We start from the raw sequence: 23,847 nt of genomic DNA, 5'->3' as shown, positions 1-23,847 counted from the left end.
CCATGACCAACCCCTTCGACGACCAGGACGGCACCTTCCTCGTGCTCGTCAACGACGAGAACCAGCACTCGCTCTGGCCCCAGTTCGCGGACGTCCCGGCCGGCTGGACCGTCGCCCACGGCCCCGACACCAACGCCGCCTGCCTGGAGTACGTCGAGAAGTCCTGGACCGACATGCGGCCCAGGAGCCTCGCCGACGCCATGGACTCCCAGCGGTAGCGCGGCCCGTAGTGAATCCGACCGACACCACGGACGAGGCCCGCCCCGCGGCGGGCCTCGCCCCGCCCCACGACTTCGCCGCGGACCTGCTCACCCCCGAGGCCCGGCGGGACCCGTACCCGTTCTACGCCCGCATGCGGCGTGAGAGCCCCGTCCACCGCAGCGCCCAGGGCATCTGGTACCTCACCCGGTACACCGACGTCGAGGCGGCCCTGAGCGACCTGCGGCTGTCCAACGACCGGGACCGGATGACCCGCGCCTACGGAGCGCTCGGCGGCGACCTCAAGGCCTTCAGCCGGCTCACCGACCGACTCGGCCGGGTGATGACCAACACCGACCCGCCCGACCACGCCCGGCTGCGCAAGCTCGCCAACCGCGCGTTCACCGCCCGGCGCGTCGAGGCCCTGCGCGACGGCGTCCAGCGCATCGTCGACCGGCTCATCGACGAGGCGCTCGCGGCGGGCCCGGCCATGGACCTGATCGAGGCGGTCGCCTCCCCACTGCCGATGTCCGTCGTCTGTGAGCTCTTCGGCATTCCGGACGAGGACCGCCCGCAGGTCAAGACCTGGTTCCGCCGCTTCGGCCGGCTGGGCGAGGACATCGACAAGTCCGAGGAGGCGATCGGGCAGTACGAGGAGTACCTGTCCGGGCTCATCCGGCAGCGCCGGCGCGAACCGGGCGACGACCTCATCAGCGCCCTGGTCGCCACCCAGGCGCAGGACGACCGGCTCACCGACTCCGAACTGCTGTCCACCTGCTTCGTCCTGATCACCGCCGGCGACGAGACCACCACCCACCTGATCAGCAACGGCACGCTCGCCCTGCTGCGCCACCCGGACCAACTGGCCCGGCTGCGCGCGGACCCGCACCTGATCCGCGACGCCGTCGAGGAACTGGCCCGCTACGACACGGTCACCCAGGCGATCGTCCGGGTCGTCGCGCAGGACCTGGAGATCGGCGGACGGACGCTGCGGGAGGGCGAGTTGGCGTACCTGTTCCTCGGCGCGACCAACCGCGACCCCGAACGCTTCGAGGACCCCGACCGGCTCGACCTGACCCGCCCCGGCAACCGCCACCTGAGCTTCGGCCACGGACCGCACTTCTGCCTCGGCGGCCCACTGGCCAAACTCCAGGCCGAGGTCGCCATCGGCACGCTGGTGCGCTGGCTGCCCGGACTGCGGCTCGCCGCCGGGGCGGAGCTGGACTGGCGGCCCAACCCGCTGCAACGGCGGTTGTGCACCCTCCCCCTCACCTACTGACCATGAACCACGACGAAGGAGAACCGACGATGGCCCGAGAGTTCGAGGTCCGCCGGGAACAGGACCTGCCCGCCACGCCCGAACAGGTCTGGGACGCGGTCGCCACCGGCGCCGGCAACCTCGGCTGGCTGTACCCGATGGAGGTCGAGCCGCGCGTCGGCGGAAAGGCCACCCGGGGCGACGCCACCGTCGTGGCCTGGGAGCCGCCGCGGCACTTCGCCGTCCGCGCGACCCAGGACGGCGGGTTCTCCAACACGCTCAGCTACCACATCGAGCCGGCCGACGGCGGAACGAGCCACCTGCGGATGGGAATCCACTGGGTGCACACGGGCGTCGTCGACGAGGCCTGGAGGTGGGACGCCAAGTCGGACGCGGCCGAGAAGCACGTCGACTTCTACCAGCACGGCCTCGCCGAGTACCTCCGGCACTTCGCCGGCCGCCCCGCTACCTACGTCAAGGCCCAGCAGCCCGAACCCACCGCCGACCCGGCCGACTTCGCCGCCCTGCGCCGCCGCCTCGGCCTCCCCACCGACGCAACCGTCGGCGACCGGCTCACACTCCGCGCCCCCGGCCAGGAGCACGACCCCGAGGAGGTGGTCGTCGACTGGATCAGCACCGACTTCCTCGGCCTGCGCGGCCCGGACGCGCTCTACCGCTTCTTCAACGGCAGCACCTGGAACGTGCCGACCTGGCTCGGCCACCACCTGTTCGGCGCGGACACCGACGAGCAGCGGGCCACCGAGGCATGGACCGCCTGGCTCAACGACACCCATGCCCAGGAGCGTTGATGGAAACCTCCACAGAAACCCTGCTCTACGCCGCCGAACTCGTCGAGGAGAACGGCACCTACAGGCTCGTCGTCCAGGACGTGCGGCGGGACACCGTCCAGACCACCCCGGTCCCCAAATCCATGGTGGACAAGCTCCCGACCTTCCTCGCGGCGCTCGCCTCCAGACTCAACTCCGCACCCTCGCGCAGCCGTTGGTAGCCGTAGGACAGTCGGCCACCGAGCTCTCACCCGGCAGGAGGAGCCCCTGCGCCTGCCCCTGTCCGGCCGCAGGGCGCGCTCGGCGGTGGCCCACGCGGTCGCCCTGCGGCTTGACGGCCGAGGCCTCACGCCCACCCGGCTCCTGGTCTCCGGCCGCGGCGCGCCGCACCGAGCCGCACGCCGGCGACGACGAGACGCTGATCGCGGACGTCCGGCAAACCAGTCGGCCTCGGGACAGCGGCCTACGACGACCCGGAGCTGCGCTCGCTCACCCTCCCGGAGCCGCGCGTCGACCACCGGCTCATCGAGGCGTACCTCCCCGGCAGGCGGATCCCCTGTGCACGCCCATCACCGCGTACGCGGGGGAGATGGACCCCGACCGCCCGCCGGACGGCATCCGCGTCCGGTGCCGGGGAGTGGCTTCGCGAAGGGGGTGGGTGCGCCAGCGGTTGCCGGCCGTCCACCTCCTGGTCCTGGGAGCCGCCTGATCCTAGGAGCGGCGCACCGGGGAAGAGCCGTCCTGCCGCCGGTGCGCGATCGGGCACATGCTGGCAGCAGCGGCCGCCGCACCACGCGGCCGTCGACATCGCGAAGGGGCAGCACATGACTCACCCGTCCACGCCGGCCGTCCCGAGGGTGGTCCTGATCACCGGGGCCAGCAGCGGCATCGGCGAGGCCACCGCCAGACGGCTCGCCGCCGCGGGCCACCACGTGGTTCTCGGGGCACGGCGCACCGACCGCCTCGCTGCCCTCGCCGAAGACATCGGGGCCCGGGCGGGCAGCGCCTTCCCGCATGCCCTGGACGTGACCGATCCGGCGAGCGTCCGGTCCTTCGTCGCGGCCGCGCAGGAGCGGTACGGGCGCGTCGACGTCCTGGTCAACAACGCCGGGGTGATGCCGCTGTCGCGTCTGGACGCGCTGCGGGTCGACGAGTGGAACCGCATGATCGACGTGAACCTGCGCGGGGTCCTGTACGGCATCGCCGCCGTCCTGCCGGTCATGCGGGCCCAGCGCAGCGGGCACGTCGTGAACATCTCCTCCGTCTCCGGGCTGAGGGTCGACCCGACCGCGGCCGTCTACAGCGCCACCAAGCACGCCGTCCGCGCCCTGTCCGAGGGCCTGCGCCAGGAGAGCCGGGAGCTGCGGGTCACCGTGATCAGTCCGGGCCTGACCCGGAGCGAGCTGACCGGGTCCATCGCCGACACGGGCGTCAAGGAGGCGGTGGAGGAGCAGATGGGCATCGCGATCCCGGCTGCCGCGATCGGCGAGGCCGTCCTCTACGCCATCACCCAGCCGGCCGAGGTGGACGTCAACGAACTCGTCGTCCGGCCCACGGCCCAGGGATGAGCGCACGCACACGCGTCCCGTAGGAAGAGGGGGCAACCAGGTCTGAGCCGTCTCCGGCCGCCGGGAACAGGCGCTCGGGCGCCACCCGGCCCGGCGGGCGCAGGATCCACGCTCCCCTCACCCGCACGCCCTGCTCGCGCGCGACGCCGGCACCGGGCCCGCCCCGGTTCCCTACCGCCGGGTGATGGGGCGTACCGACAGCAACTCGCCAGTCTGGCCGGAAAGATGGTTCCGGGTCGGCCGAACTTTCGATCTTTCGGACAAGCAGGCGATCAAGGTCTTGATCTACTGCCCGGATCACCCCTAGATTGCGGTGCAATGTCACACTGAACCGACCGACACGGCGTGCCTGGGGGACCGGTGCCGGACACTGCACAGCAAGTACCGCACCAGACCACCGAGAAGCTGCCCCGGGTGTTCTACCGGCTGGCGCTGGGCGACGCCCTGTCCACGTACGGGAGCCAGCTCGACCTGGTGGCGCTCAGCCTGTTCGCGTACGAGGCGGCCGGGAACGCGCTCGGCACGGCCGGGTACCTGATCATCCGACTGGCCGGTGGCCTCGTCGGCGGGCTGGTCTCCGGGCGCCTGGTGGCCCGGACCGACCGGCGGCGGCTGATGACGGGCTGCGCGCTGGCCCAGGCACTGGCCCTGGTCGTGGTGGCCTTCGCCCCGGTCTCCGCGCGCATCCCGGTGCTCTACTCGCTCGCGCCGGTCTTCGGCGGCGCGGCCGCGGTGTGCGCCGTCGCGCTGCGGACCAGCATCCCGGAGATGGTCGGCTCCGAGCGCCGGGCCCGCGCCAACAGCCTGATGGCCAGCTGCCGTTCGGCCGCCATGGTGCTCGGCTTCGCCTCCGCCGGCGTGGTGGTGGCCTGGGCCGGGTTCCGCGCGGCGCTGCTCATCGACGCGTCCAGCTTCCTGGTGTTCGCGGCGGTGGTGGTCCGGCTGCCGCTGCGCACCCGGGCCGAGCCCGTCGAGCAGCCCGCCGCGGACCCCGCCGATGCCGCGGACCCCGCCGGTGCCGCCGGGGGGACGAAGCGGCGCGGGAGCCGGTGGCAGGCGCTGATCGTCCTGCGGGCCGCCCCGGTGGTCGGCGCGATGGCGGCGATCCGGCTGCTGGACGCCTTCGGCTCGGCCGCGCACAACATCAGCCTGCCGGTCTTCGCCAACCAGCACTCTCCCGGCAACCCGGCCGCGCTGCTGGGCATGTTCTGGGCCACCTGGGCGGTGGGCAACCTCGGCGCCCAGCAACTGGTCTCCCGGCTCCTGCTGCGCCGGGGCATCGAACCGGGCGAGCGCGCCTTCGCCCTGGGCACCTGTCTGATGTCCGGCTGTTTCATCCTGGTCTTCACCGGGTTGCCGACCCCGCTGTTCCTGCTGGTGGCGATCGGCGCCGGGCTCGGCGACGGCTTCACCGAGATCTCGTACACCACCCGGATCCAGGCCCTCGCCGACGAACGGCGCGGCCAGGCCTTCGGGTTGCTGACCTCCGCCGAGAACGTCGGCATGGGCACCGGGATGCTGCTGAGCGGATCACTGCTGGCGCTGCTCAGCCCGCTGACCGTGGTCGGCGTCTCGCACGCCGTCCCGATCGTGCTGGCGCTCGGCTTCCTGGTCCTGGTCGCCCGGTCCCGCAAGCGCTGACCCCCACCCCGCCGTAGTCACCCCACCCCACCCCGTCGCAAGCACCGCGCCACCGGATCCGCCGGCGCCCACCGGGCCGCAGGCACCACCCGATCCGCTCACCCTCCGCACCCCGGGGCGGCCGTACCCGCGCCCCGGCACCGATCCGAAAGGTGCCGTACTTGACGAGCTCCACCGGTCCCGACCGCGCCCGGCTGCGTGCCCTGGAGGCCCGGCTGCTGCTGCGTCCCGAGGTCGCCGACTGCGCGCTGCTGCCGGTCGAGCGCGCCGACGGCCGCCGCGGGCTGCTGGCCCACCTGGTGCCCGCCGCCGACACCGACACCGTCGCGCTGCGCCGCCGGGCCACCGCAGCCCTGCTGGACGCCGACCCGAGCGCCGAGGTGCACCTCCTGGACGGCATCGTCCGCACCTCGGAGGGCGAGCCCGACCGCGCCGCACTGGCGGCCGCCGCCGCCCGGCCGCCCGCCGAGCCCGGTCCCGCCCTGCGTCACCTGCGCGAACTCACCGCGCAATGGCGGCCGTTCGGCGACGCCGGGGCGGCGACGGGCCCCGCCCCGGACGGCCCGACGGCCGCCCCCGAGGGCGCCGGGACGGAGGCGGTCGGCGCCCCGCTGCCCGACCCGGCGCCGGACGCGCCCCGGACGCTGCCCGAGGCGCTGCTGCGCGCCGCCGAGCGGCACCCCGGGCGCGGCCTGCACCTGGTCCGGGCCGACGGCGGGGCGACCCGGCTGACCTACCGCCGGCTGCTGGAACAGGCCCGGGAGACCCTCGCCCTGCTGACCTCCGCCGGGCTGCGGGCGGGCGACCGGGTGATCCTCCAAGTCCCCGACCCGGAACGCTACTTCCCCACCCTGTGGGCCTGCCTGCTGGGCGGGGTGCAGCCGGTCACGGTGGCTCGCCCGCCGGCCTACGACGAGCGCAACCCCGTACTGGAGAAGCTCTGGCACGCCTGGCAGACCCTGGAGGAGCCGCCGGTACTCGCCTGCGGCCCGGCCGTGGCGGGCCTGGCACGGCTCGGGGAGCTCTACCCGGCGCCCGGGCTGCGGGTCATCGCGGTCGACCACCGGCCCGCCGATACCGGTGCCGCCACCGTCACCGGCCCCGCGCTCGACACCATCGGCGTGCCAGGCGCCGAGCACGCCCCGGACCCCGGCGACGTCGCGATCCTCCAGCTGTCCTCCGGCAGCACCGGCCGGTCCAAGGCGGTGCAGATCACCCACCGCGGCATCCTGGAGTACGTGGCCGGAGCCACCTCCCAGGGCAGCTCGCCCGAGGACGTCACCGTCAACTGGCTGCCGCTGGACCACGTCGCCGGGCTGCTGATGTTCCACCTGCGGGACGTTGCGCTGGCCGCCGACCAGGTGCAGGTGCCCACCGAACTGGTGCTCGCCGACCCGCTGGTCTGGCTGGACACGCTGGAGCGCTACCGGGGCGCCCACTCCTGGTCGCCCAACTTCGGCTTCCGGCTGGTCGCCGAGGCGGTCCGGGCCGCCGGCCCCGGCCGGCACTGGGACCTCTCCGCGCTCAAGTCGCTGATCAACGCCGGGGAGCAGTGCACCGAGGCGGTGCTGGACGAATTCCTCGCCGCCACCGGGCCGTTCGGCGTTCGCGCGGACCACGTCCTGCTCGGCTGGGGCATGGCCGAGACCTGCACCGTGATCACCTACAAGCGCTACCACGAGGACGGCGCCCGCCGCCTGGTGCGCACCGACTCGCTGACCGGACGGCTGGAGCCCGCCGACCCGGCCTCGCGCGAGCGCGGCACCGGCTTCCTCAGCATGGGGCGTCCCGCGCCCGGCACCCGGATGCGGGTGGCGGGCGAGGACGGCCGGGCCCTGCCCGAGCACTGGGTCGGCCGGCTCCAGGTCAACTCCGGCCGGGTGACCCCCGGTTACCTGAACAACCCGGCCGCCGACCGGGAGTCCTTCGTCGGCGAGGGCTGGTTCGACACCGGGGACCTGGCCTTCCTGGCCGACGGAGAGGTGGTGCTCACCGGCCGTCGCAAGGAGATCATCATCGTCAACGGGGTGCACTACTTCTGCCACGAGCTGGAGGACGTGGTCGCGTCCGTGGCGGGGGTGCGCTCCGGGCACGTCGCCGCCTTCGGGGTCCCGGACGAACGCACCGGCACCGAGCAACTGGTGATCGCCTACGTGCCGAACGACCCGGACGCCCCCGCACCGCCCGTGGCCGCCGAGGTCCGGCAGCTGCTGGCCGCCCGCCGACAGCCCGCCCCCGCCCTGGTGCTGCCGGTGCCGCCGTCGGAGTTCCCGCGCACCACCAGCGGCAAGATCCAGCGCACCGCGCTGCGCCGACGGCTGCTCGACGGCGAACTCGACGAGCACCTCGTGGCCCTGGACCTGGCGGAGGCCAACTCCCGGACCCTGCCGGACTGCGTGCGCCGACTCGTCTGGGAACCCCGCCCGGTACCGGAGACCCCCGCGGCCCGGGCGGCCCCGGTCGACGGGGCCCCGCAGGGACCGACCCTGCTGCTCGGCCCGGCCGGCCCCGGCACCCTCGCCGAGGAGCTGAGCGCCGCCCTGCCGCAGGCCGTGGTGGTGGACGGGCCGCCGACCACCGACCCGGGGGAGTGGCTGCGGGCCCTCGGCGAGGAGCGCCCCCGGCGGGTGGTGCACCTGTGGGGCGCGGTGTCCGATGGCGCGGTGTCCGAGGACGCGCTGCGGCCCTCGGACGCCGCCGCGCGGGACGAAGCGCTGCTCGCCCTGCTGCGGGCCCTGGCCGATCGGCCGCCGACCGGCGAGCTGGTCACCGTCAGTGCCGGACTGCACGCCGTGCTGCCCGGTGAACTCCCGGACCCCCGTGCGGCGTTGACGGCGGCACTGACCGCCGGAGCCCGGGCCGAGCAACTGGTGCCGGCCGCCCGGCACATCGACCTGCCGACGGGCGTACCGGCCGCCGAGCAGGCCGCCGCACTGCTCGCCCTGCTGGCCGAGCCCCGGCCGGAACCGGAGTGCGCCTGGCGCGAGGGCCGCCCGTGGGTGCCCCGGCTGGGACCGGTCGGGCCCATGACAGGGCCCGCCACCGGGAACGCCACTGGGAACGCCGCCGAGCCCGCCACTGGGAACGCCGCCGAGCCCGCCGCCGAGCCCGGCACCGAGCCCGGCACCGAGCCCGGCACCGGGAACGACACCAGGAACGACACGGGGAACGACTCCGGGCCCGCCACCGAGAGCGAGCCCCAGGGCTGCTCACTGCTCACTCCCGGCGCCCGCTACCTGGTCACCGGCGGCCTCGGCGGGATCGCCGCCGAGCTGCTGCCCGGCCTGCTGCGCGACCACGGCTCCCGGCTGCTCGTGATCGGCCGTACCGACCTGGACGCGCCGACCGCCGAGGCGGCCGAGCGCCGCGCCGCGCTGCACCGGCTGTCCTCCTACGGCGGCCGGATCGACTACCGCCGCGCCGACGTGACGGACCCCGAGCAGCTGGCGGCGGTGGTCGCCGAGGCCGAACGGGACTGGCAGGCGCCGCTGGACGGCGTGCTCCACCTGGCCGGCAACTACCGGATCGCGCTGCTCGCCGACACCGGCCCCGACGCCTGGCGCGAGGCGGTGCGCGCCAAGACGGTCGGTACGGACCACCTCGTCGAGCTGGTCCGGCAGCGGCCCGGTGCCCAGTTCGTCGGCTTCTCCTCGATGGTCGGCTTCCAGGAGGCCGTCGGCTCCACGGCGTACGCCGCCGCCAACCGCTACCTGGAGAGCGCCGTCGAGCGGCTGCACCGGGAGACCGGGGCCCCGGCCTGGACGATCTCCTGGGGCCTGTGGAGCGGGATCGGCATGAACCGCGCCACCGACCACGAGCAGGCCGCCGCCGACCGGGGCATCGCCGTGCTGAGCGCCGCGCACGGCCGCCGGCTCGCCTCGCTGCTGCTGGCCGCCGCCCCGGGCCGCTGGTACGCGGGGCCGGACCCGAGCGCCCCCGCCGCGCGCCGCCGCCTGCTGGCCACCGCGCCGCGACCGGTCCCCGAGGCGCCGGCCGGCCGGCCGGCCGGCGAGCGGGCCCCGCAGCGGGCCACCGAGCCGCCCGCAGCCGTACCGTCCGCCGCCACCGGGCCCGCCGGCCCCGTCCACCCCGCCACCCCTGCCACCGCCGAGCTGCGCCGGGCCGTCCTGGACGCCTTCGAGGCCGTCCTCGACACCCCGCTCGACCCGGGCCGCCCGCTCGCCGAACTCGGCATCGGATCGCTGCAGTTGATGCGGGTGCACGGCGCGCTCAGCGCCGCCCTCCCGGCACCCCCGGCGCCCACCGAGCTGTTCCGCCACCCCACCGTGGACGCCCTGATCGCGCATCTGGCCGAAGCGCCCACCGCGCCCACGGCCGCCACCACGGCCGCCACCACGGCCGCCGCCACCGCCGCCACCGCGCCCGGTGCCCGGGACGGCGGCCCGGACGGCGGCGACCGCCGAGTGGCCATCGTCGGCCTGGCCCTGCGCTTCCCCGGCGCCGACACCCCCGAGCAGTACTGGCGCAACATCGTCGACGGCGTCCGCAGCACCACCCGCTTCACCGAGGACGAACTGGCGGCGGCCGGCCTGCGCCCGGGGGAGTACCGCCACCCCGACTTCGTCCCGGTGACCGGGGCGCTGCCCGACACCGACCGCTTCGACGCCGAGGCCTTCGGCATCAGCGGCACCGAGGCGGCGCTGATGGACCCCCAGCAGCGCCTGCTGCTGGAGATCTGCCGCCAGGCCCTGGAGGACGGCGGCTACGACGCCCCCGACCCGCGCCGCCGGGTCGGGGTCTTCGCCGGCACCGGGATGACCCTGTACGCGCTGCGCAACTACTACCAGCACGCCCTGGCCGCCACCGCCGACCCGGCCGAGCCGGTGGCCGCGCTGCAGACCGCGATCGGCAACCAGGCCGACTTCGCCGCCACCCGGGTCGCCTACCGGCTGGGCCTGACCGGGCCGGCGATCGGCGTGCAGACCGCCTGCTCCACCTCGCTGGTCGCGGTGCACCTGGCGGTGCAGTCGCTGCTGGCGGGCGACTGCGACCTGGCCCTGGCCGGGGCCGCCGCCCTGCACATCCCGCAGGCCGCCGGTTACCGCTACGAGGAGGGGTCGATCCTCTCCCCGGACGGCGCCTGCCGGGCCTTCGACGCGGCGGCCGGCGGCACCGTCGGCGGCAACGGCGTCGCGGCCGTCCTGCTCAAGCGCCTGGACCGGGCGCTGGCGGACGGCGACACCGTGCACGGCGTGATCCTCGGCTCGGCCGTCAACAACGACGGCGGGCGCAAGGTCGGCTACACCGCGCCCAGCGTGGACGGGCAGGCGGCGGTGGTCGGCCGGGCCCTGGACCTGGCCGGGGTGCCGGCCGAGAGCGTCGGCTACATCGAGGCGCACGGCACCGGCACCCCGCTCGGCGACCCGATCGAGTTCCGGGCGCTGGCCCAGGCGTTCCGCGCCCGGACCGAGGCCGCCGACTTCTGCTCGCTCGGCTCGGTGAAGCCCAACATCGGCCACCTGGACACCTGCGCGGGAATGGCGGGGCTGATCAAGGCCCTGCTGGTGCTGCGGCACGGCACGATCCCGCCGTTGGTCAACTTCAGCCGCCCCAACCCCGCGCTGGAGCTCGCCGGAAGTCCGTTCCGGCTCTCCGCCGAGCGCCGGGACTGGCCGCCCGGCCCCACCCCGCGCCGGGCCGGGGTCAGCGCGCTGGGCGTCGGCGGCACCAACGCCCACCTGGTGCTGGAGGAGGCGCCGGAGGCCGCGCCCGGCACCGCCGACCCGTGGCCCGCCCCGACCGTGCTGCCGCTGTCCGCCCGCACCGAGCAGGGTCTGACCGCCCTGGCCGGCCTGCTCCGCGACCGGCTGGCCGCCGGGCCCGCCCCCGCCCCCGGCGACCTGCCGCTCACCCTCGGCGGCGGCCGCCGTGCGCTGCGCCACCGCCTCGCCGTCACCGGCGCCGACCCCGACGAAATACGCCGGGGCCTGGAGGCCCACCTGGCGGGCCGCACCTCGGGCGTCACACCCGTTCACCGCGAGGCCCGGCGCGGCGACGTGCAGCCGGTGCTGCTCTTCACCGGCCAGGGCGCCCAGTACCGGGGCATGGCCGCTGAACTCCACCGCGCCTTCCCGGTCTTCCGGGCCGTGCTGGACGAGTGCGACCGGCTGCACCGCGAGGCCTGGGGCGAGCCGTTGCTGCCGCTGCTGCTCGACGCCGTGCCCGAGGGCGCCGACGACGGCTGGACCACCGAGGCGGCGCAGCCCGCGTTGTTCGCCCTCCAGGCGGCCTACCTGCGGCTCTGGCAGGAGCTCGGGATCCGCCCGGCCGCGGTCGCCGGGCACAGCGCCGGCGAGTACGCGGCCTTCCACGCGGCGGGCGCGCTCGACCTCGCCGACGGGATGTTCCTCACCGCGCTGCGCGGCCGGCTGATGCACCGGGCGACCGCGCCCGGCGCCATGACGGCGGTGATGGCCGGCCCGGAGCGGCTCACCGGACTCGGCGACTGGCTGCCCGGGGTGGAGCTGGCGGTGGTCAACGGCGCCGGCCAGTGCGTGCTGGCCGGCCCGCCGCGCGAGATCGCGGCAGCAGAGGCCGTGCTGGCCGCCGACGGCGTGACCACCGAGCGGCTCGCCACCGACCGGGCGTTCCACTCCCGCCTGCTCGACCCGGTGCTCGACCCGTTCCGCGCGCAGCTCGCCCGGCTGCGCCTGCGGCCGCTGGCCGTACCGCTGGTGAGCAACCTGGGTGGCGAGGTGCTGGCCCCCGGCACCGTGCCCACGCCCGACTACTTCGTTCGGCAGACCCGGGAGACCGCGCGCTTCGACCTGGTCCTGGCCGCTCTGGACGGGCAGGGCCACGAGCTCTTCCTGGAGCTCGGCCCGCACCCGACGCTCACCGGCATGGGCCGCCGGGAGCTGCCGCACCGCCACTTCGTGGCCGGCGCCCGGCGCGGCGCACCGCCGGAGCGGCAGTTCGACGCCGCGGCCGCCGCGGTGTGGTCCCACGGCGTCCCGCTCGACTGGGCGCGCTTCGCCGCCGCCCGCGACTGGCCGGACGGCCCGGCCAGCCGCGTCCCCCTGCCGACCACCGTCTTCCAGCGCCGCCGCCACTGGTTCACCGCCCCCGACCGGCCGACCACCGAGGACTCCGCCATGCACCAGGCACCGCCGCCCCAGCAGACCGCTCCGCCGTCGGCCGTACCCGGGGCCGTATCGACGCCAGGCCCGGTGCCCGTCGTATCGGCACCCGCCGCAGTGACGCCCGCAGCGAGCCCCGAGCAACTGGCCGAGGAGGCCGTGCTGCGCCAGGTGCTGGAGCAGACGGCCCGCCAGCTCGGCCACGACGAGGGGTCGGTCGGAGCCGACGAGCCCTTCTTCGACCTCGGCGCCGACTCGCTCTCGATGATCAACATGATCCGGGACCTGGAGCGGACCTTCCGGGTGCGGGTCTCGATGCGCGAGCTGTTCGAGGCGGCGGACACCCCGGCCCGGCTGGCCGGGCTGATCGCCGGCCGGCTGGAGCCCGCCGTCCGGGACGCGCTGGCGCCGACCGCCGGGCCCGAGCCGATAGCGGCTCCGGCTCAGGCACCGGCCCCTGCCTCCGTCCCGGCAGCGGCCCCAGCACCGGCATCGGCGCCGGCGCCCCAGGTGGTCGCGGCGGCCGCCGTCCCCGCGCCGCTCGCTCCGCCCGTCGACCTCGCTCCGCCCGTCCCGCCCGTCCCGCCCGTCCCGCTCGCCCCGCCCGCGCCTGTGGTACCGGCCGCGTTCGCCCCGGTGGCCGACGGCACCGGCCTGATCGAGCGCCAGCTCGCCCTGCTCGGCCAGTTCTCCGACCTGATGCGCGACCAGCTCGGCCTGCTGGCCGGGACCGGGGCGGCGCCGCCCGCGCTCCCCCTGGTCGCCACCCCCGCCACCCTGCCGCCCGCCGTCGCCCCCGTCGCCACGCCGGCCGCCGCCCCGACCCCCGCAGTCGCCGCCGCACCCGCGCCCGCACCCGCGCCGGCCACCCCGCAGGTGCACGGCCCCCGGGTGACCGTCTCCCGGGAGTCCGGCATGGCCTCCGGCGGCCTGACCGAGCAGCAGCGCGCCCACGTGAACGAGCTGGTCGCCCGCTTCACCGCCCGGACCGCCGCCTCCAAGGCGGTCACCCGCCGCCACCGGCGTACCCTCGCCGACAGCCGCGCCGTGGTCGGCTTCCGCTCCGCGACCAAGGAGATGCTCTACCCGCTCGCCGCCCGCCGGGCCCGGGGCTCCCGCCTGGAGGACCTCGACGGCAACGCGTACGTCGACATCACCATGGGCTTCGGCGTCCTGCTCTTCGGCCACGACCCGGAGTTCGTCTCCGAGGCCGTCCGCGAGCACCTGGCCGGCGGACTGCGGCTGGGCCCGCGCGGTCCGGAGACCGGTGAGGCCGCCGAGCTGCTGGCCGAGCTGACCGGCACCGAGCGGGTCGCGTTCGCCAACTCCGGCACCGAGGCGAACGCCGGGGCGATCCGGCTGGCCCGCGCGTACACCGGCCGGGACAAGATCGTCATGTTCGAGGGCTCCTACCACGGCCACTTCGACCACACGCTGGGCCGGACCGTGGGCCGCGGCGCCGACCGGGAGACCGTCCCGGTGTCGACCGGTATCCCCGGCAGCGCGGTCGCCGACCTGGTGGTGCTGCGGTACGGCGATCCGGAGAGCCTCCAGGTGATCGAGGAGCTCGGCGACCGGATCGCCGCCGTGCTGGTCGAGCCGGTGCAGAGCCGCCACCCGGGGCGCCAGCCGGTCGAGTTCGTCCGCTCGCTGCGCGAGCTGACCGCCCGCCGCGGCATCGTGCTGGTCTTCGACCAGATGCTCACCGGCTTCCGGCCCCACCTGCGCGGCGCCGAGGGCTTCTGGGGCGTGACCCCGGACGTCTCCACCTACGGCAAGGTGCTCGGCGGCGGCTACCCGATCGGCGCGATCGCCGGGCGCGCCGACATCCTGGACGGCATCGACGGCGGCCACTGGGACTACGGGGACGACAGCTACCCGCCCAAGGACACCACCTTCTTCGGCGGCACCTACATCCAGCACCCGCTGGCGATGACCGCGGCGGGAGCCGTGCTGCGCCACCTCAAGGAGGCCGGCCCCGGCCTCCAGGAGCGGCTGAACGCCCGCACCGACGAGCTGGCCGCGACCCTCAACGGGTTCTTCGAGGAGGAGGAGTTCCCGCTGCGGCTGGCCCACTTCGGCTCGCTGTTCCGGTTCGAGCCGCGGGCCGACATGGAGCTGCTCTTCCCGCAGTTGCTCACCCGCGGGGTCTACGTGTGGGAGTGGCGCAACTTCTTCCTCTCCACCGCCCACACCGACGGCGACCTGGAGTTCGTGGCCGACGCGGTCCGCGACTCGCTGCGCGACCTGCGGCGCGGCGGCTTCTTCCCGGCCTCGCCCGGGGTCCGGCTCCCCGCCCCGCGCCCGGCGGCCGCGCTGCCGGAGCCCGCGGCGGACGACCGCACCGGCACCGGCAGCACGGGCACCGGCCGCACCGGCACCGGCACTGGCACCGGCCGCACCGAGCCCGCCGGGACGCCGTACCACCCGGTCAGCGACCCGCAGCGCCCGGTGGACTTCAGCCTCTACTTCTTCGGCGACTACCCCCAGGACTCCCCGGAGGACGAGAAGTACCGCATCGTCCTGGAGAGCGCCCGGTTCGCCGACCGGCACGACTTCCACGCCGTCTGGCTGCCGGAGCGCCACTTCCACTCCTTCGGCGGGATCTTCCCCAACCCCTCGGTGCTGGCCGCCGCGCTGGCCCGGGAGACCACCCGGATCCGCATCAACGCGGGCTGCGCGGTGCTGCCGCTGCACCACCCCGTCCGGGTGGCCGAGGAGTGGTCGGTGGTCGACAACCTCTCCGGCGGCCGGGTCGGCCTGGGCTGTGCCAGCGGCTGGCACCCCAACGACTTCCTGTTCTTCCCCGAGAACTACGGCGGCCACAAGGAGCTGATGCACCGGCAGATCGACACCGTCCGGGCGCTGTGGCGCGGCGAGCCCTACCGGGGCCGCAACGGCAAGGGGGAGCCGATCGAGGTGACCCTGCACCCGCGCCCGTTGCAGGAGCAGCCGCCCATGTTCACCGCGATCGTCGGCAACCCGGACAGCTTCCGCGAGGCCGCCCGGCACGACCTGGGCATCATCACCAACCTGATGACCCAGGACGTCGCCCAGCTCGCCGAGAACGTCGCGCTGTACCGGCGCACCCGGGCCGAGCACGGTCTCGACCCGGAGGCCGGCCGGGTGGTCGTGCTGGTCCACACCTACCTGGGCACCGACCTCGCCACCGCCCGCGAGCAGGCGTACCGCCCGTTCTGCCACTACCTGCGCTCCTCGCTCTCGCTGTTCGGGCAGATGGCCAACAGCCTCGGCCTGACCCTGGACTTCGAGAACACCCCCGAGGAGGACCTGGAGTTCGTCCTGGAGCGCGCCTACGAGCGGTACTGCGCCTCCCGCGCGCTGATCGGCACCCCGGAGAGCGTGCGGTCCGTGCTGGCCGAGCTGCGGGCGGCCGGCGCGGACGAGATCGCCTGCTTCGTGGACTTCGGGCTCGCCCCCGACCTGGTGGCGTCCGGCCTGCCGCAGATCGACGCCCTGCGCCGCTCCGCCCAGCGCGGTGCCCCGCTGTCCTACGCGCAGCAGCGGATGTGGTTCCTGCACCGGATGCTGCCCGACGCCGGGCAGTACAACGAGGTCAAGGCCATCGAACTGGACGGCCCGCTCGACCCGGCCGCGCTCGACGCCGCGCTGCGCGCGCTGGTCGAACGGCACGTCGGGCTGCGTACCGTCTTCCGGGAGCAGGACGGCGAACCGTTCCAGCAGGTGCTCGCGGCGCCGCAGGGCCCGGTGCTGGAGCGGGTCGCCGCCGACGGGCCGGCGCAGGAGGCGGTGGCCGCGCTGGTCGCCGCCGAGGGCGTCCACCGCTTCGACCTGGCCGAGGGCCCGCTGTTCCGGGCCCGGCTGCTGGAGACGGGGCCCGACCGGCAGGTCCTGGTGCTGTCGATGCACCACATCGTGATCGACACCCTGTCCACCGTGGTGATCACCCGGGAACTGGGCGAGCTGTACCGGGCCGCCCGGGAGCAGCGGCCCGCCCGGCTGCCGGTGCTCACCACCACCCCGGCCGCCGAAGCCGCCCGGGAGCGGGCCGCGGTGGCCGCCGGGGCGTACGACGAGAGCCTCGCGTACTGGCGCAAGGTGCTCGGCGGCGACCTGCCGGTGCTGGCCCTGCCGACCGACCGGCCGCGCCCGGCGGTACCGGACGGCCGGGGCCGCGCCCACGTCCGCCACCTGCCCGCGGAACTCTCCGCCGGCCTGCGGGACTTGGCCCGCAGCCGCCGCTCGACCCTGTTCATGGTGCTGCTGACCGCCTTCGCCGGGGTGCTCCAGCGCTACAGCGGCCAGGACGAGGTGGTGCTGGGCACCCCGGTGGCCAACCGGACCGAGGGCACCGAGGACCTGATCGGCTTCTTCGTCAACACACTGGCGCTGCGGCTGGACCTGTCCGGGGAGCCGGACTTCGCCGAGGCGCTGGACCGGGTCCGCTCCAGCGCGCTGGATGCCTACGAGCACCAGCAACTGCCCTTCGAGGTCCTGGTGCAGGAGCTGAACCCGCAGCGGGACACCAGCCGCAACCCGCTCTTCCAGGTCCTGGTCGAGTTCGAGAACCACGCGGTGTTCGAACTGGACCTGCCCGGGGTGACGGCCCGTCCGCTGGACCAGGTGGTGGACCGCTCCGCCTTCGACCTGTCGCTCTTCCTCACCAACCTGCCGGACGGCATCCGCTGCCACGTCGAGTACGCCGAGACCCTGTTCGACCGGGCCACGGTGGACCGGCTGTTCGACGCCTTCGAGCGGCTGCTCACCGCCGCCGTCGCCGACCCGGCCCGACCGCTCGCCGAGCTGACGGCCACCCCGGCCGACCCGGCCCTGGAACGCGGGCCCGAGGCGCAGCGGGCGCCCGCGCACCCGCTGGCGGCGGTGGCCGCCGTCGCGGCCGCCCGCCCGGACGCCGTCGCGGTGGTGGCCGCCGACGGCACCGGGACCGACTACCGGACGCTGCACGCCCGGGCCGGCGAGCTGGCCGGCCGGCTGCTGGCCGCCGGGGTGCGGGAGGGCAGCCGGGTGGGCGTGCTGCTGCCGCGCTCGGTGGACCAGGTGGCCGCGCTGCTGGCCGTGCTGCGGCTGGGCGCCGTCCACGTGCCGATCGACCCGGTGCAGGGCCCGGAGCGCTGCCGGCTGATCGCCGCGGACAGCGCACCGGCCGTGCTGCTCACCGCCTCGGACACGGACCTGATGGGCCTCTCCCTGCCGACCGTCCGCACGGACGCCGGGGCCGACACCGACACCGACACCGGGGCCGACACCGGGCCCGGGGCGGGCGCCGCCGCCGAACTGCCGCCGCTGCCCGCCCCCTCGGCGCAGGCCCCCGCGTACCTGCTGTTCACCTCCGGCTCCACCGGCCGCCCCAAGGGCGTGCTGATGCACACCCTCGGCCTGGCCGCGCTGGTGACCTGGAACGTCGCCGAGCACCCGGCCGCCCGCACACTGCAGTACGCCTCCTGCGGGTTCGACGTCAGCGTCCAGGAGGTGCTGACCACGCTGGCCGGCGGCGGCACCCTGCTGCTCATCGAGGAGGAGACCCGCTACGACGTGACGGCGCTGGCCGCCGTGGTCCGCGCCACCCGGGCCGAGCGGCTGCACCTGCCGTACACCCCGCTGGCCGCGCTGGTCGACGCCCTCGGCGACGAACCGGTGCCCCACCTGCGCGAACTGATCACGGGCGGCGAGCAGTTGCTGCTCACCCCCGGGCTGCGGGCCTTCCTGGCCCGCAACCCCGGCTGCCGGCTGGTGAACCACTACGGCCCCACCGAGACCCACGCCGTCACGGCCGGCGAGATCGCCCCGGACGGACCGGACCACGCGGCGATCGGCCGCCCGGTGCCGGGCACCCGCATCCTGCTGCTGGACGCCGCCGGGCGCCCCGTCCCGCCCGGGGCCGTCGGCGAGATCCACGTGGTCAGCGTCCAGGTCGGGCTCGGCTACCCCGGCCGGGAGCCGGAGAGCGCCGCCGCCTTCACCGACACCCCGGACGGCCGCCGCTACCGCACCGGCGACCTCGGACGCTGGCGGCCGGACGCCGTCCTGGAGTACCTCGGCCGGGCCGACCGCCAGGTCAAGGTGCGCGGCTACCGGGTCGAGCCGGGCGAGGTCGAGACCGTGCTGCGGTCCGTCCCGGGCGTGCGCGGCGCGGCGGTGACGGCCCGCCGCACCGAGACGGGCACCACGCTGGCCGGGTACGTGCAGTGCGCGGCCGACGAACTGCCCCGGGTCCGCGACCACCTGGCCGACCTGCTGCCCGAGCACATGGTGCCGGGGCTCTGGGCCGCGGTGGCGGCGCTGCCCTTCACCGCACACGGCAAGCTGGACGCCGCCGCCCTGCCGGAGCCGCTGCCGCTGGGCGCGGGCCGGGCGGCGGCCGCCCCGGCCACCGCACTGGAACACACCGTGCAACGACTGTGGGAGGAGGAACTCGGCCGCCCCGCAGGCGTGGAGACCTCCTTCTTCGACCTCGGAGGGCACTCGCTGGCCGCCACCCGGCTGCTGAACCGGGTCCGCGAGGCCACCGGGATCCGGATCGGCGTCCTGGACTTCTTCCGCCGCCCGACCATCCGGGCCATGGCCGCCCAGCGGCCGCAGACCGAGGACCGCCCGGCCCCGGCCTACGAGGAGGGCACGCTGTGACCCCCGCCGCACCCCCCGCCGCGTTCCCCACCGAGGAAGGCTGGGACCGGCTCGTCCACCTGCTCGACGAGCGCGAGATCGTGCTGCGCACCACCGGCGACCGGCTCGGCTACCTGGCCCCGCCCGGCGCGCTCGACGAGGAGGCGACCGGGCTCGTCCGGGCCCACCGGGAACGGCTGCTGGCCACCCTGACCGGCTCCGGCACGGCGCTCGCCGCCGCGCCGGCCGGGGTGGCGCAGCGGCGGATGCACCGCGCGCACGGCCGGGCGGCGGACCCGGCGGTGTGGAACATCACCCAGCGGATCGCCCTGCGCGGGCCGCTGGAGCCCGAGCGGCTGGCCGCCGCGCTGACGGCGCTGACCGGGCGTCACGAGAGCCTGCGCACCCGGTACCGGGACACCGACCTGGGCCTGCTCCAACAGGTGCTGCCGAACGCCCCGGTGGAACTCCCGGTCGCCGACCTGCGCGCGCTCGCGCCCGGGGCCCGGGAGGCGGCGCTCGCCGAGGCCGCCCGGGCCGAGAGCGACCGCCCGTTCGACCTGGCCGCGGCCCCGCTGCTGCGCGCCCGGTTGCTGCGGCCCGCCGACGACGCGTGGGTGCTGCTGCTGACGCTCCACCACATCGCGGTCGACGGCTGGTCGCTGGCCACCCTGCTGGCCGACCTGGGCACGCTGTACCGCCCGGACGGCCGGCTGCCGGAGGACCCCGGCCGGATGACCGACCACGCCTGCTGGGAGCGGACAGTGGTCACCCGGGCCGCCGTCGCCGCAGCCGCCGACCACTGGGCCAAGGCCCTGGACGGCGTTGCGGCGGCGGCGGAGCTGCCCACCGCCCGCCCCCGCCCCGCACAGCGCTCCGGGCAGGGCGGCACGGCCGCCTTCCGCCTCCCGGCAGCACTGGCCGCAGCGGTGGGCCGCTACGCCGCCGGGCGCTCCACCACCGCCTCGGCCGTCCTGCTCGCCGCCTACGCGCGGCTGCTGGGCGAGCTGAGCGGGGCGGCGGAGACCCTGGTGGTGCTCTCCCACGCCAACCGCACCCGGCCGGCCGACGAGCAGGTCGTCGGCCTGCTCACCTTCGGCCTCCCGATCCGGCTGCCCACCCGCCCGGCGGGCGGGTTCGGGGAGTCGGTCGACGCGGCCGCGACGGCGATCGCCACCGCCCTCGACCACGCCACGGTCCCCTTCGGCCTGCTGGTCGAACCGCTGCGCGAACGCGACATCCGGCTGCCGGCTTCGTACCCGCAGGTCATGCTCACCGTGCAGAGCACCCCGCCCGCCGTGCTCGACCTCCCCGGCCTGACCGCCGAGGTCGAGGACGTGCCGGGCCCCTCGGCCCGCTCCGACCTCCTGCTGGTCCTCACCCCGGACGCGGACGGCTACGCGGGCCTGGCCGAGTACGACGCCGACCTGTTCGACCCGGACACGGTGCGGTCCTGGCTGGACGCCCTGGTGGACGGCCTGGCCCGGCAGCTGACGGACCGGCCGGGCTGACCGGGGGCGGCGGCGGCCCCGGCCGAGGGGGCCGCCGCCCGGGGCGCCGCCCGCTTGGAGCGCTGATCCACAGGCCGACGGACAGGCCGACGGACAGGCCGAGGGATGGCCGGTGGTTCCCGACGGGCTTCCAACTGGTGGGCCGGTGCGATCGGAGACCAGGATTTTCCGTGGAAAATCCTCCAAGCACGACGGCAGGCGGTCAGGGTTCGAGGTCCAGGGCGGAAACGCGCGAAACGGCCTACCTCGGAGACGGAGTCGTCCACGAGATCACGCCGAGGAGAATCACCGGCGACCCGCTCACGGACGGCTGTCCTCCCGGGCCCAGGCGCCGACGCCGAGCCGTCCCGTGGTACCCAGGTCGAGTTCCGGGACGACCATCACCGGGGCCGCGTCAGGGGTGGCCCGGACCCGCACGTAGGGGGCGTTCACCGGGCTGCCGGCCTCCACGGTGTTGCGCCACACCAACGCGGACCGGGCACCCTCTCCCGGGCGCAGCACGAGCTCCTGCGGCGGGTCGTCCGCGCCGGTGCCGGTGGCGATCCCGGCACCGCCGGACAGGAGCCGCACCCCGTCGATCGGCCGGTGCTCCACGTCGAGCAACTGCAGCTTCGGGTAGCCGTTGACGGACACCGGGGACGTCCCGCAGTTGCGCAGGTGCAGGCCGACCACGCGCAGGCCCATCGCGGCGTCGCCGTCATCCGCGTACAGCCGCACCCCCGAGGCCGGACACGGGCCGCCCGGCTGCGAGGCCTCGGCGCTGGGGACGCTTCGGACCTTGACGATCTTCACCTGCGGTCCGGCACCCGGCCGCGCCTGCCCGTGCCCGTCCAGCTCGACCCGCCCCTTCGCGGTGGCCCCCGGAGCGAGCCCGGCGACGACCTGCGTCACGTTGTCCAGCACGCCTCCGGCCGCCGAGAGCCGGCTGAACACCGTCGTGACATCGGAGACCTCGTCTCGCTGATTGGTCACCTCGTACTCCGCGCAGGCCGCACCGACCGCCGTGATCCGCACCCCGCCCTGCGCGAGCCCGGGCGACTCCTGCCCGTCGGCGGTCGCCGACGGCGACGGCTTCCCGCACGGCCCGGTACTGCCGGATGCCGCCGGGACCCCGGTCGTCCGGTCTCCGCAGCCCACGAGCAGGGCTGCGGAGAGCGCGACAACCACGACGGCGGCAGCCGGCCGGCGGGCCGTCAGACGATTCCCGACGTTCTCAAACTGATGCATCAGCCGATGCGATCACGCCCCACCCGGAACGGCTGTGAGCTGCGCCACTGCCCACGCAACAGGACCGCAACGATCCGGCAGCCTGCGGTCCTGCGGTCCTGCGGTCCTGCGGTCCTGCGGTCCTGCGGCACGAACCCGATCCACCCGAGCTGACCACCGGCCTACCCGGCGGCGCGCAAGCTCAGACCCCCTACAGCGAGCCGAACCTCTCCAGCAGCTCCCGTCGTCTGCCGATCGCCGGCGTGGGCTGGGGGCGGCCGATGTCGAGCAGGCCCCAGTCGGGGACGCCGCCGGTGAAGATGCGGGTGGCGTCCCGGACGGCCTGGACCTCGGCGTCCAGGACCCCGACGAACACGGTCTTGGTGAGGGTGCGCTGCTGGAAGGCCCGCACGAACGCGGTGGTCATCGGGACCCCGAGGTACGCCGTGGCGGTGCCGTCGGGCCAGGTCGGATCGAGCGCGGCGCCGTCGGGGCCGGCGCACCAGGCGTGCGGGTGCGTCGTGCCGCGGACGGAGGCGTAGCCCTCCACGTAGGCGAAGCCGGTCAGCCGGGCGATGCGCAGCGCGTTCGGGTGGCAGCGTCCGAGCAGGCCGCGGCGGGGTGCGCCCCGGGGCCACGCGGCCGGGACGAACGTCCGGCCCTGGGCGAGGACGACGTTGACGGCCGACAGGGCGCCCGGTTCGGCCCGGGCCTCGATCACGGTCAGGAGGGCGCGTTCGGCGGGGGTCGGCTGGTCGACGGGCACGTTCCCAGTGTGCGCCGGGTCGTGGCAGCCGGCCAGCAGTCCTGGGCCGGACCGGGGATCTCGCGTGGGCGGGGCGCGGTCCGAGTGGCCGCGCCCCCATGGGCCGGCGACCCCCTACGCGTGTGGGTACGTCAGGTCCGTGGTCGCGACGGGCCTGTGGTCGCGACGGAAGGGGTCTTCGCGGACGCCGCGACCGGGCTGCGCGCCCGCCTCGGGCTGCCCGCCGGCGCGCCCTCGGCAGCGGCGGACATCCGGCCGGTCTTCCACGGCTTCAGCCCACTGGTGGTGCCGCGCCCCGAGGACTGGCCGTCCCGGGTCGAAGTGGCCGGCTACTGGTGGCCCGCGCGGCCGGACGGCTGGCAGCCCCCGACCGAACTGGTCGACTTCCTCCAGGCCGGTCCGCCTCCGGTGTTCATCGGGTTCGGCAGCATGGCGCCGGAACAGGGGGAACGGCTCAGCGAGCTGGTGGCCGCAGCGGTGAAGCGGGCAGGCGTGCGCGCGGTGGTGCAGGAGGGGTGGGCCGATCTGGACGTCCGCGGCGACGACGTCCTGGCCATCGGCGACGTCCCGCACGACTGGCTGTTCCCGCGCGCCGCCGCCGTCGTCCACCACGCCGGGGCGGGCACCACCGCAGCCGGCCTGCGGGCCGGAGTGCCCGCCCTGCCCGTACCCGTCATGGCCGACCAGCCGTTCTGGGCGTCCCGGCTGCGCAGGCTGGGAGTCGCCCCCCGGCCCCTGCCGTTCCAGGACCTCACCGCCGAAGCCCTCGGCGACGCGATCACCGCCTGCCTGTCCGAGCCGGCCCACCGCCACCGCGCGGCCGAACTCGCCCGCGGGATCGCCGCAGAGGACGGCGCCGCTTCGCTGCTCGCCCACATCGGCGCACAGGGCCCCGGGTGAACCCGGGGGAGCTCTTCGACCTCCTCCGCCACCGCATCCTCCTCCACCGACCACCACGCCAACGCAATCACCGATTGCGGGACAGAGTCGTTCACTGGACACACCCGAGCGAGCCGGGTATCCGACCGCGGACAAGACGGTGAGCGTCGGGGTGGCGGGGTGCTGTTGCTTCGCCCCGGGGATGCCGGCGACGCCTTCACCGACCGGGCCGGCATTTCGGCGGCGGGTTTTTGAATCGCGACCGGGCCGACGGATGCCGGCGTCCGGAATTGCGCCCCGGCGATTCCCGATCCGGTCTGCCGCCC

At 75.6% G+C, this 23,847-nt stretch carries 11 protein-coding genes; 9 read left to right on the top strand and 2 right to left on the bottom strand.

What is annotated here, in order from left to right; genetic code table 11:
* Positions 1 to 2: 2 nt before the first annotated feature.
* The 8 genes from ACIPLC_RS11320 to ACIPLC_RS11285 all read left to right on the top strand — a co-directional run bounded on the left by ACIPLC_RS11320 (position 3) and on the right by ACIPLC_RS11285 (position 20,670).
* Positions 3 to 218 carry an MbtH family protein gene (locus ACIPLC_RS11320; protein ID WP_400472714.1) on the top strand — a complete coding sequence of 72 codons (216 nt, stop codon included), beginning with the start codon at positions 3 to 5 and terminating at the stop codon, positions 216 to 218.
* 11 nt (positions 219 to 229) lie between these two features.
* Positions 230 to 1,477, top strand: a complete 1,248-nt coding sequence (locus ACIPLC_RS11315; protein ID WP_400472713.1) for a cytochrome P450 — start codon at positions 230 to 232, stop codon at positions 1,475 to 1,477.
* A gap of 29 nt (positions 1,478 to 1,506) precedes the next feature.
* Positions 1,507 to 2,265, top strand: coding sequence for an SRPBCC domain-containing protein (locus tag ACIPLC_RS11310; RefSeq protein WP_400472712.1), 759 nt, complete (start codon positions 1,507 to 1,509; stop codon positions 2,263 to 2,265).
* The gene (locus tag ACIPLC_RS11305) at positions 2,265 to 2,465 is read left to right on the top strand and encodes a hypothetical protein (RefSeq protein WP_400472711.1); all 201 of its coding nucleotides are present in this window, start codon (positions 2,265 to 2,267) and stop codon (positions 2,463 to 2,465) included. Before ACIPLC_RS11310 ends, ACIPLC_RS11305 begins: the two co-directional genes overlap by 1 nt.
* 603 nt (positions 2,466 to 3,068) lie before the next feature.
* The gene (locus ACIPLC_RS11300; RefSeq protein ID WP_400472710.1) at positions 3,069 to 3,812 is read left to right on the top strand and encodes an SDR family oxidoreductase; all 744 of its coding nucleotides are present in this window, start codon (positions 3,069 to 3,071) and stop codon (positions 3,810 to 3,812) included.
* 360 nt (positions 3,813 to 4,172) lie between these two features.
* Entirely contained in the window at positions 4,173 to 5,453 is a 1,281-nt protein-coding gene (locus tag ACIPLC_RS11295; protein WP_400472709.1) for an MFS transporter, read from the top strand.
* Between the two features lie 161 nt (positions 5,454 to 5,614).
* The gene (locus tag ACIPLC_RS11290; protein ID WP_400472708.1) at positions 5,615 to 19,180 is read left to right on the top strand and encodes a MupA/Atu3671 family FMN-dependent luciferase-like monooxygenase; all 13,566 of its coding nucleotides are present in this window, start codon (positions 5,615 to 5,617) and stop codon (positions 19,178 to 19,180) included.
* Positions 19,177 to 20,670, top strand: coding sequence for a condensation domain-containing protein (locus tag ACIPLC_RS11285; RefSeq protein ID WP_400472707.1), 1,494 nt, complete (start codon positions 19,177 to 19,179; stop codon positions 20,668 to 20,670). Before ACIPLC_RS11290 ends, ACIPLC_RS11285 begins: the two co-directional genes overlap by 4 nt.
* Positions 20,671 to 20,970: 300 nt before the next feature.
* Here ACIPLC_RS11285 and ACIPLC_RS11280 read toward each other — a convergent pair whose 3' ends face one another.
* Both ACIPLC_RS11280 and ACIPLC_RS11275 read right to left on the bottom strand, forming a co-directional pair.
* Complete coding sequence (locus ACIPLC_RS11280) at positions 20,971 to 21,642, bottom strand: DUF4232 domain-containing protein (RefSeq protein ID WP_400472706.1); 672 nt, start codon at positions 21,640 to 21,642, stop codon at positions 20,971 to 20,973.
* Between the two features lie 445 nt (positions 21,643 to 22,087).
* Complete coding sequence (locus tag ACIPLC_RS11275) at positions 22,088 to 22,642, bottom strand: hypothetical protein (protein WP_400472705.1); 555 nt, start codon at positions 22,640 to 22,642, stop codon at positions 22,088 to 22,090.
* A 156-nt stretch (positions 22,643 to 22,798) separates the two neighbouring features.
* Here ACIPLC_RS11275 and ACIPLC_RS11270 point away from each other — a divergent pair, with 156 nt between their 5' ends.
* Positions 22,799 to 23,542 carry a glycosyltransferase gene (locus tag ACIPLC_RS11270; protein WP_400472704.1) on the top strand — a complete coding sequence of 248 codons (744 nt, stop codon included), beginning with the start codon at positions 22,799 to 22,801 and terminating at the stop codon, positions 23,540 to 23,542.
* Positions 23,543 to 23,847: the final 305 nt, after the last annotated feature.

This window comes from Kitasatospora sp. NPDC086801 (assembly GCF_044745805.1).
GTDB lineage: Bacteria > Actinomycetota > Actinomycetes > Streptomycetales > Streptomycetaceae > Kitasatospora.
Note: the sequence above shows the minus strand (reverse complement) of the source record. Positions and strands in the feature narration are given on the sequence as shown.

What these genes read in the sequence shown, in the direction of transcription:
- ACIPLC_RS11310 (WP_400472712.1), top strand. Translation starts at nt 1,507, where the DNA reads ATGGCCCGAGAGTTCGAGGTCCGCCGGGAACAGGACCTGCCCGCCACG.
- ACIPLC_RS11320 (WP_400472714.1), top strand. Translation starts at nt 3, where the DNA reads ATGACCAACCCCTTCGACGACCAGGACGGCACCTTCCTCGTGCTCGTC.
- ACIPLC_RS11305 (WP_400472711.1), top strand. Translation starts at nt 2,265, where the DNA reads ATGGAAACCTCCACAGAAACCCTGCTCTACGCCGCCGAACTCGTCGAG.
- ACIPLC_RS11300 (WP_400472710.1), top strand. Translation starts at nt 3,069, where the DNA reads ATGACTCACCCGTCCACGCCGGCCGTCCCGAGGGTGGTCCTGATCACC.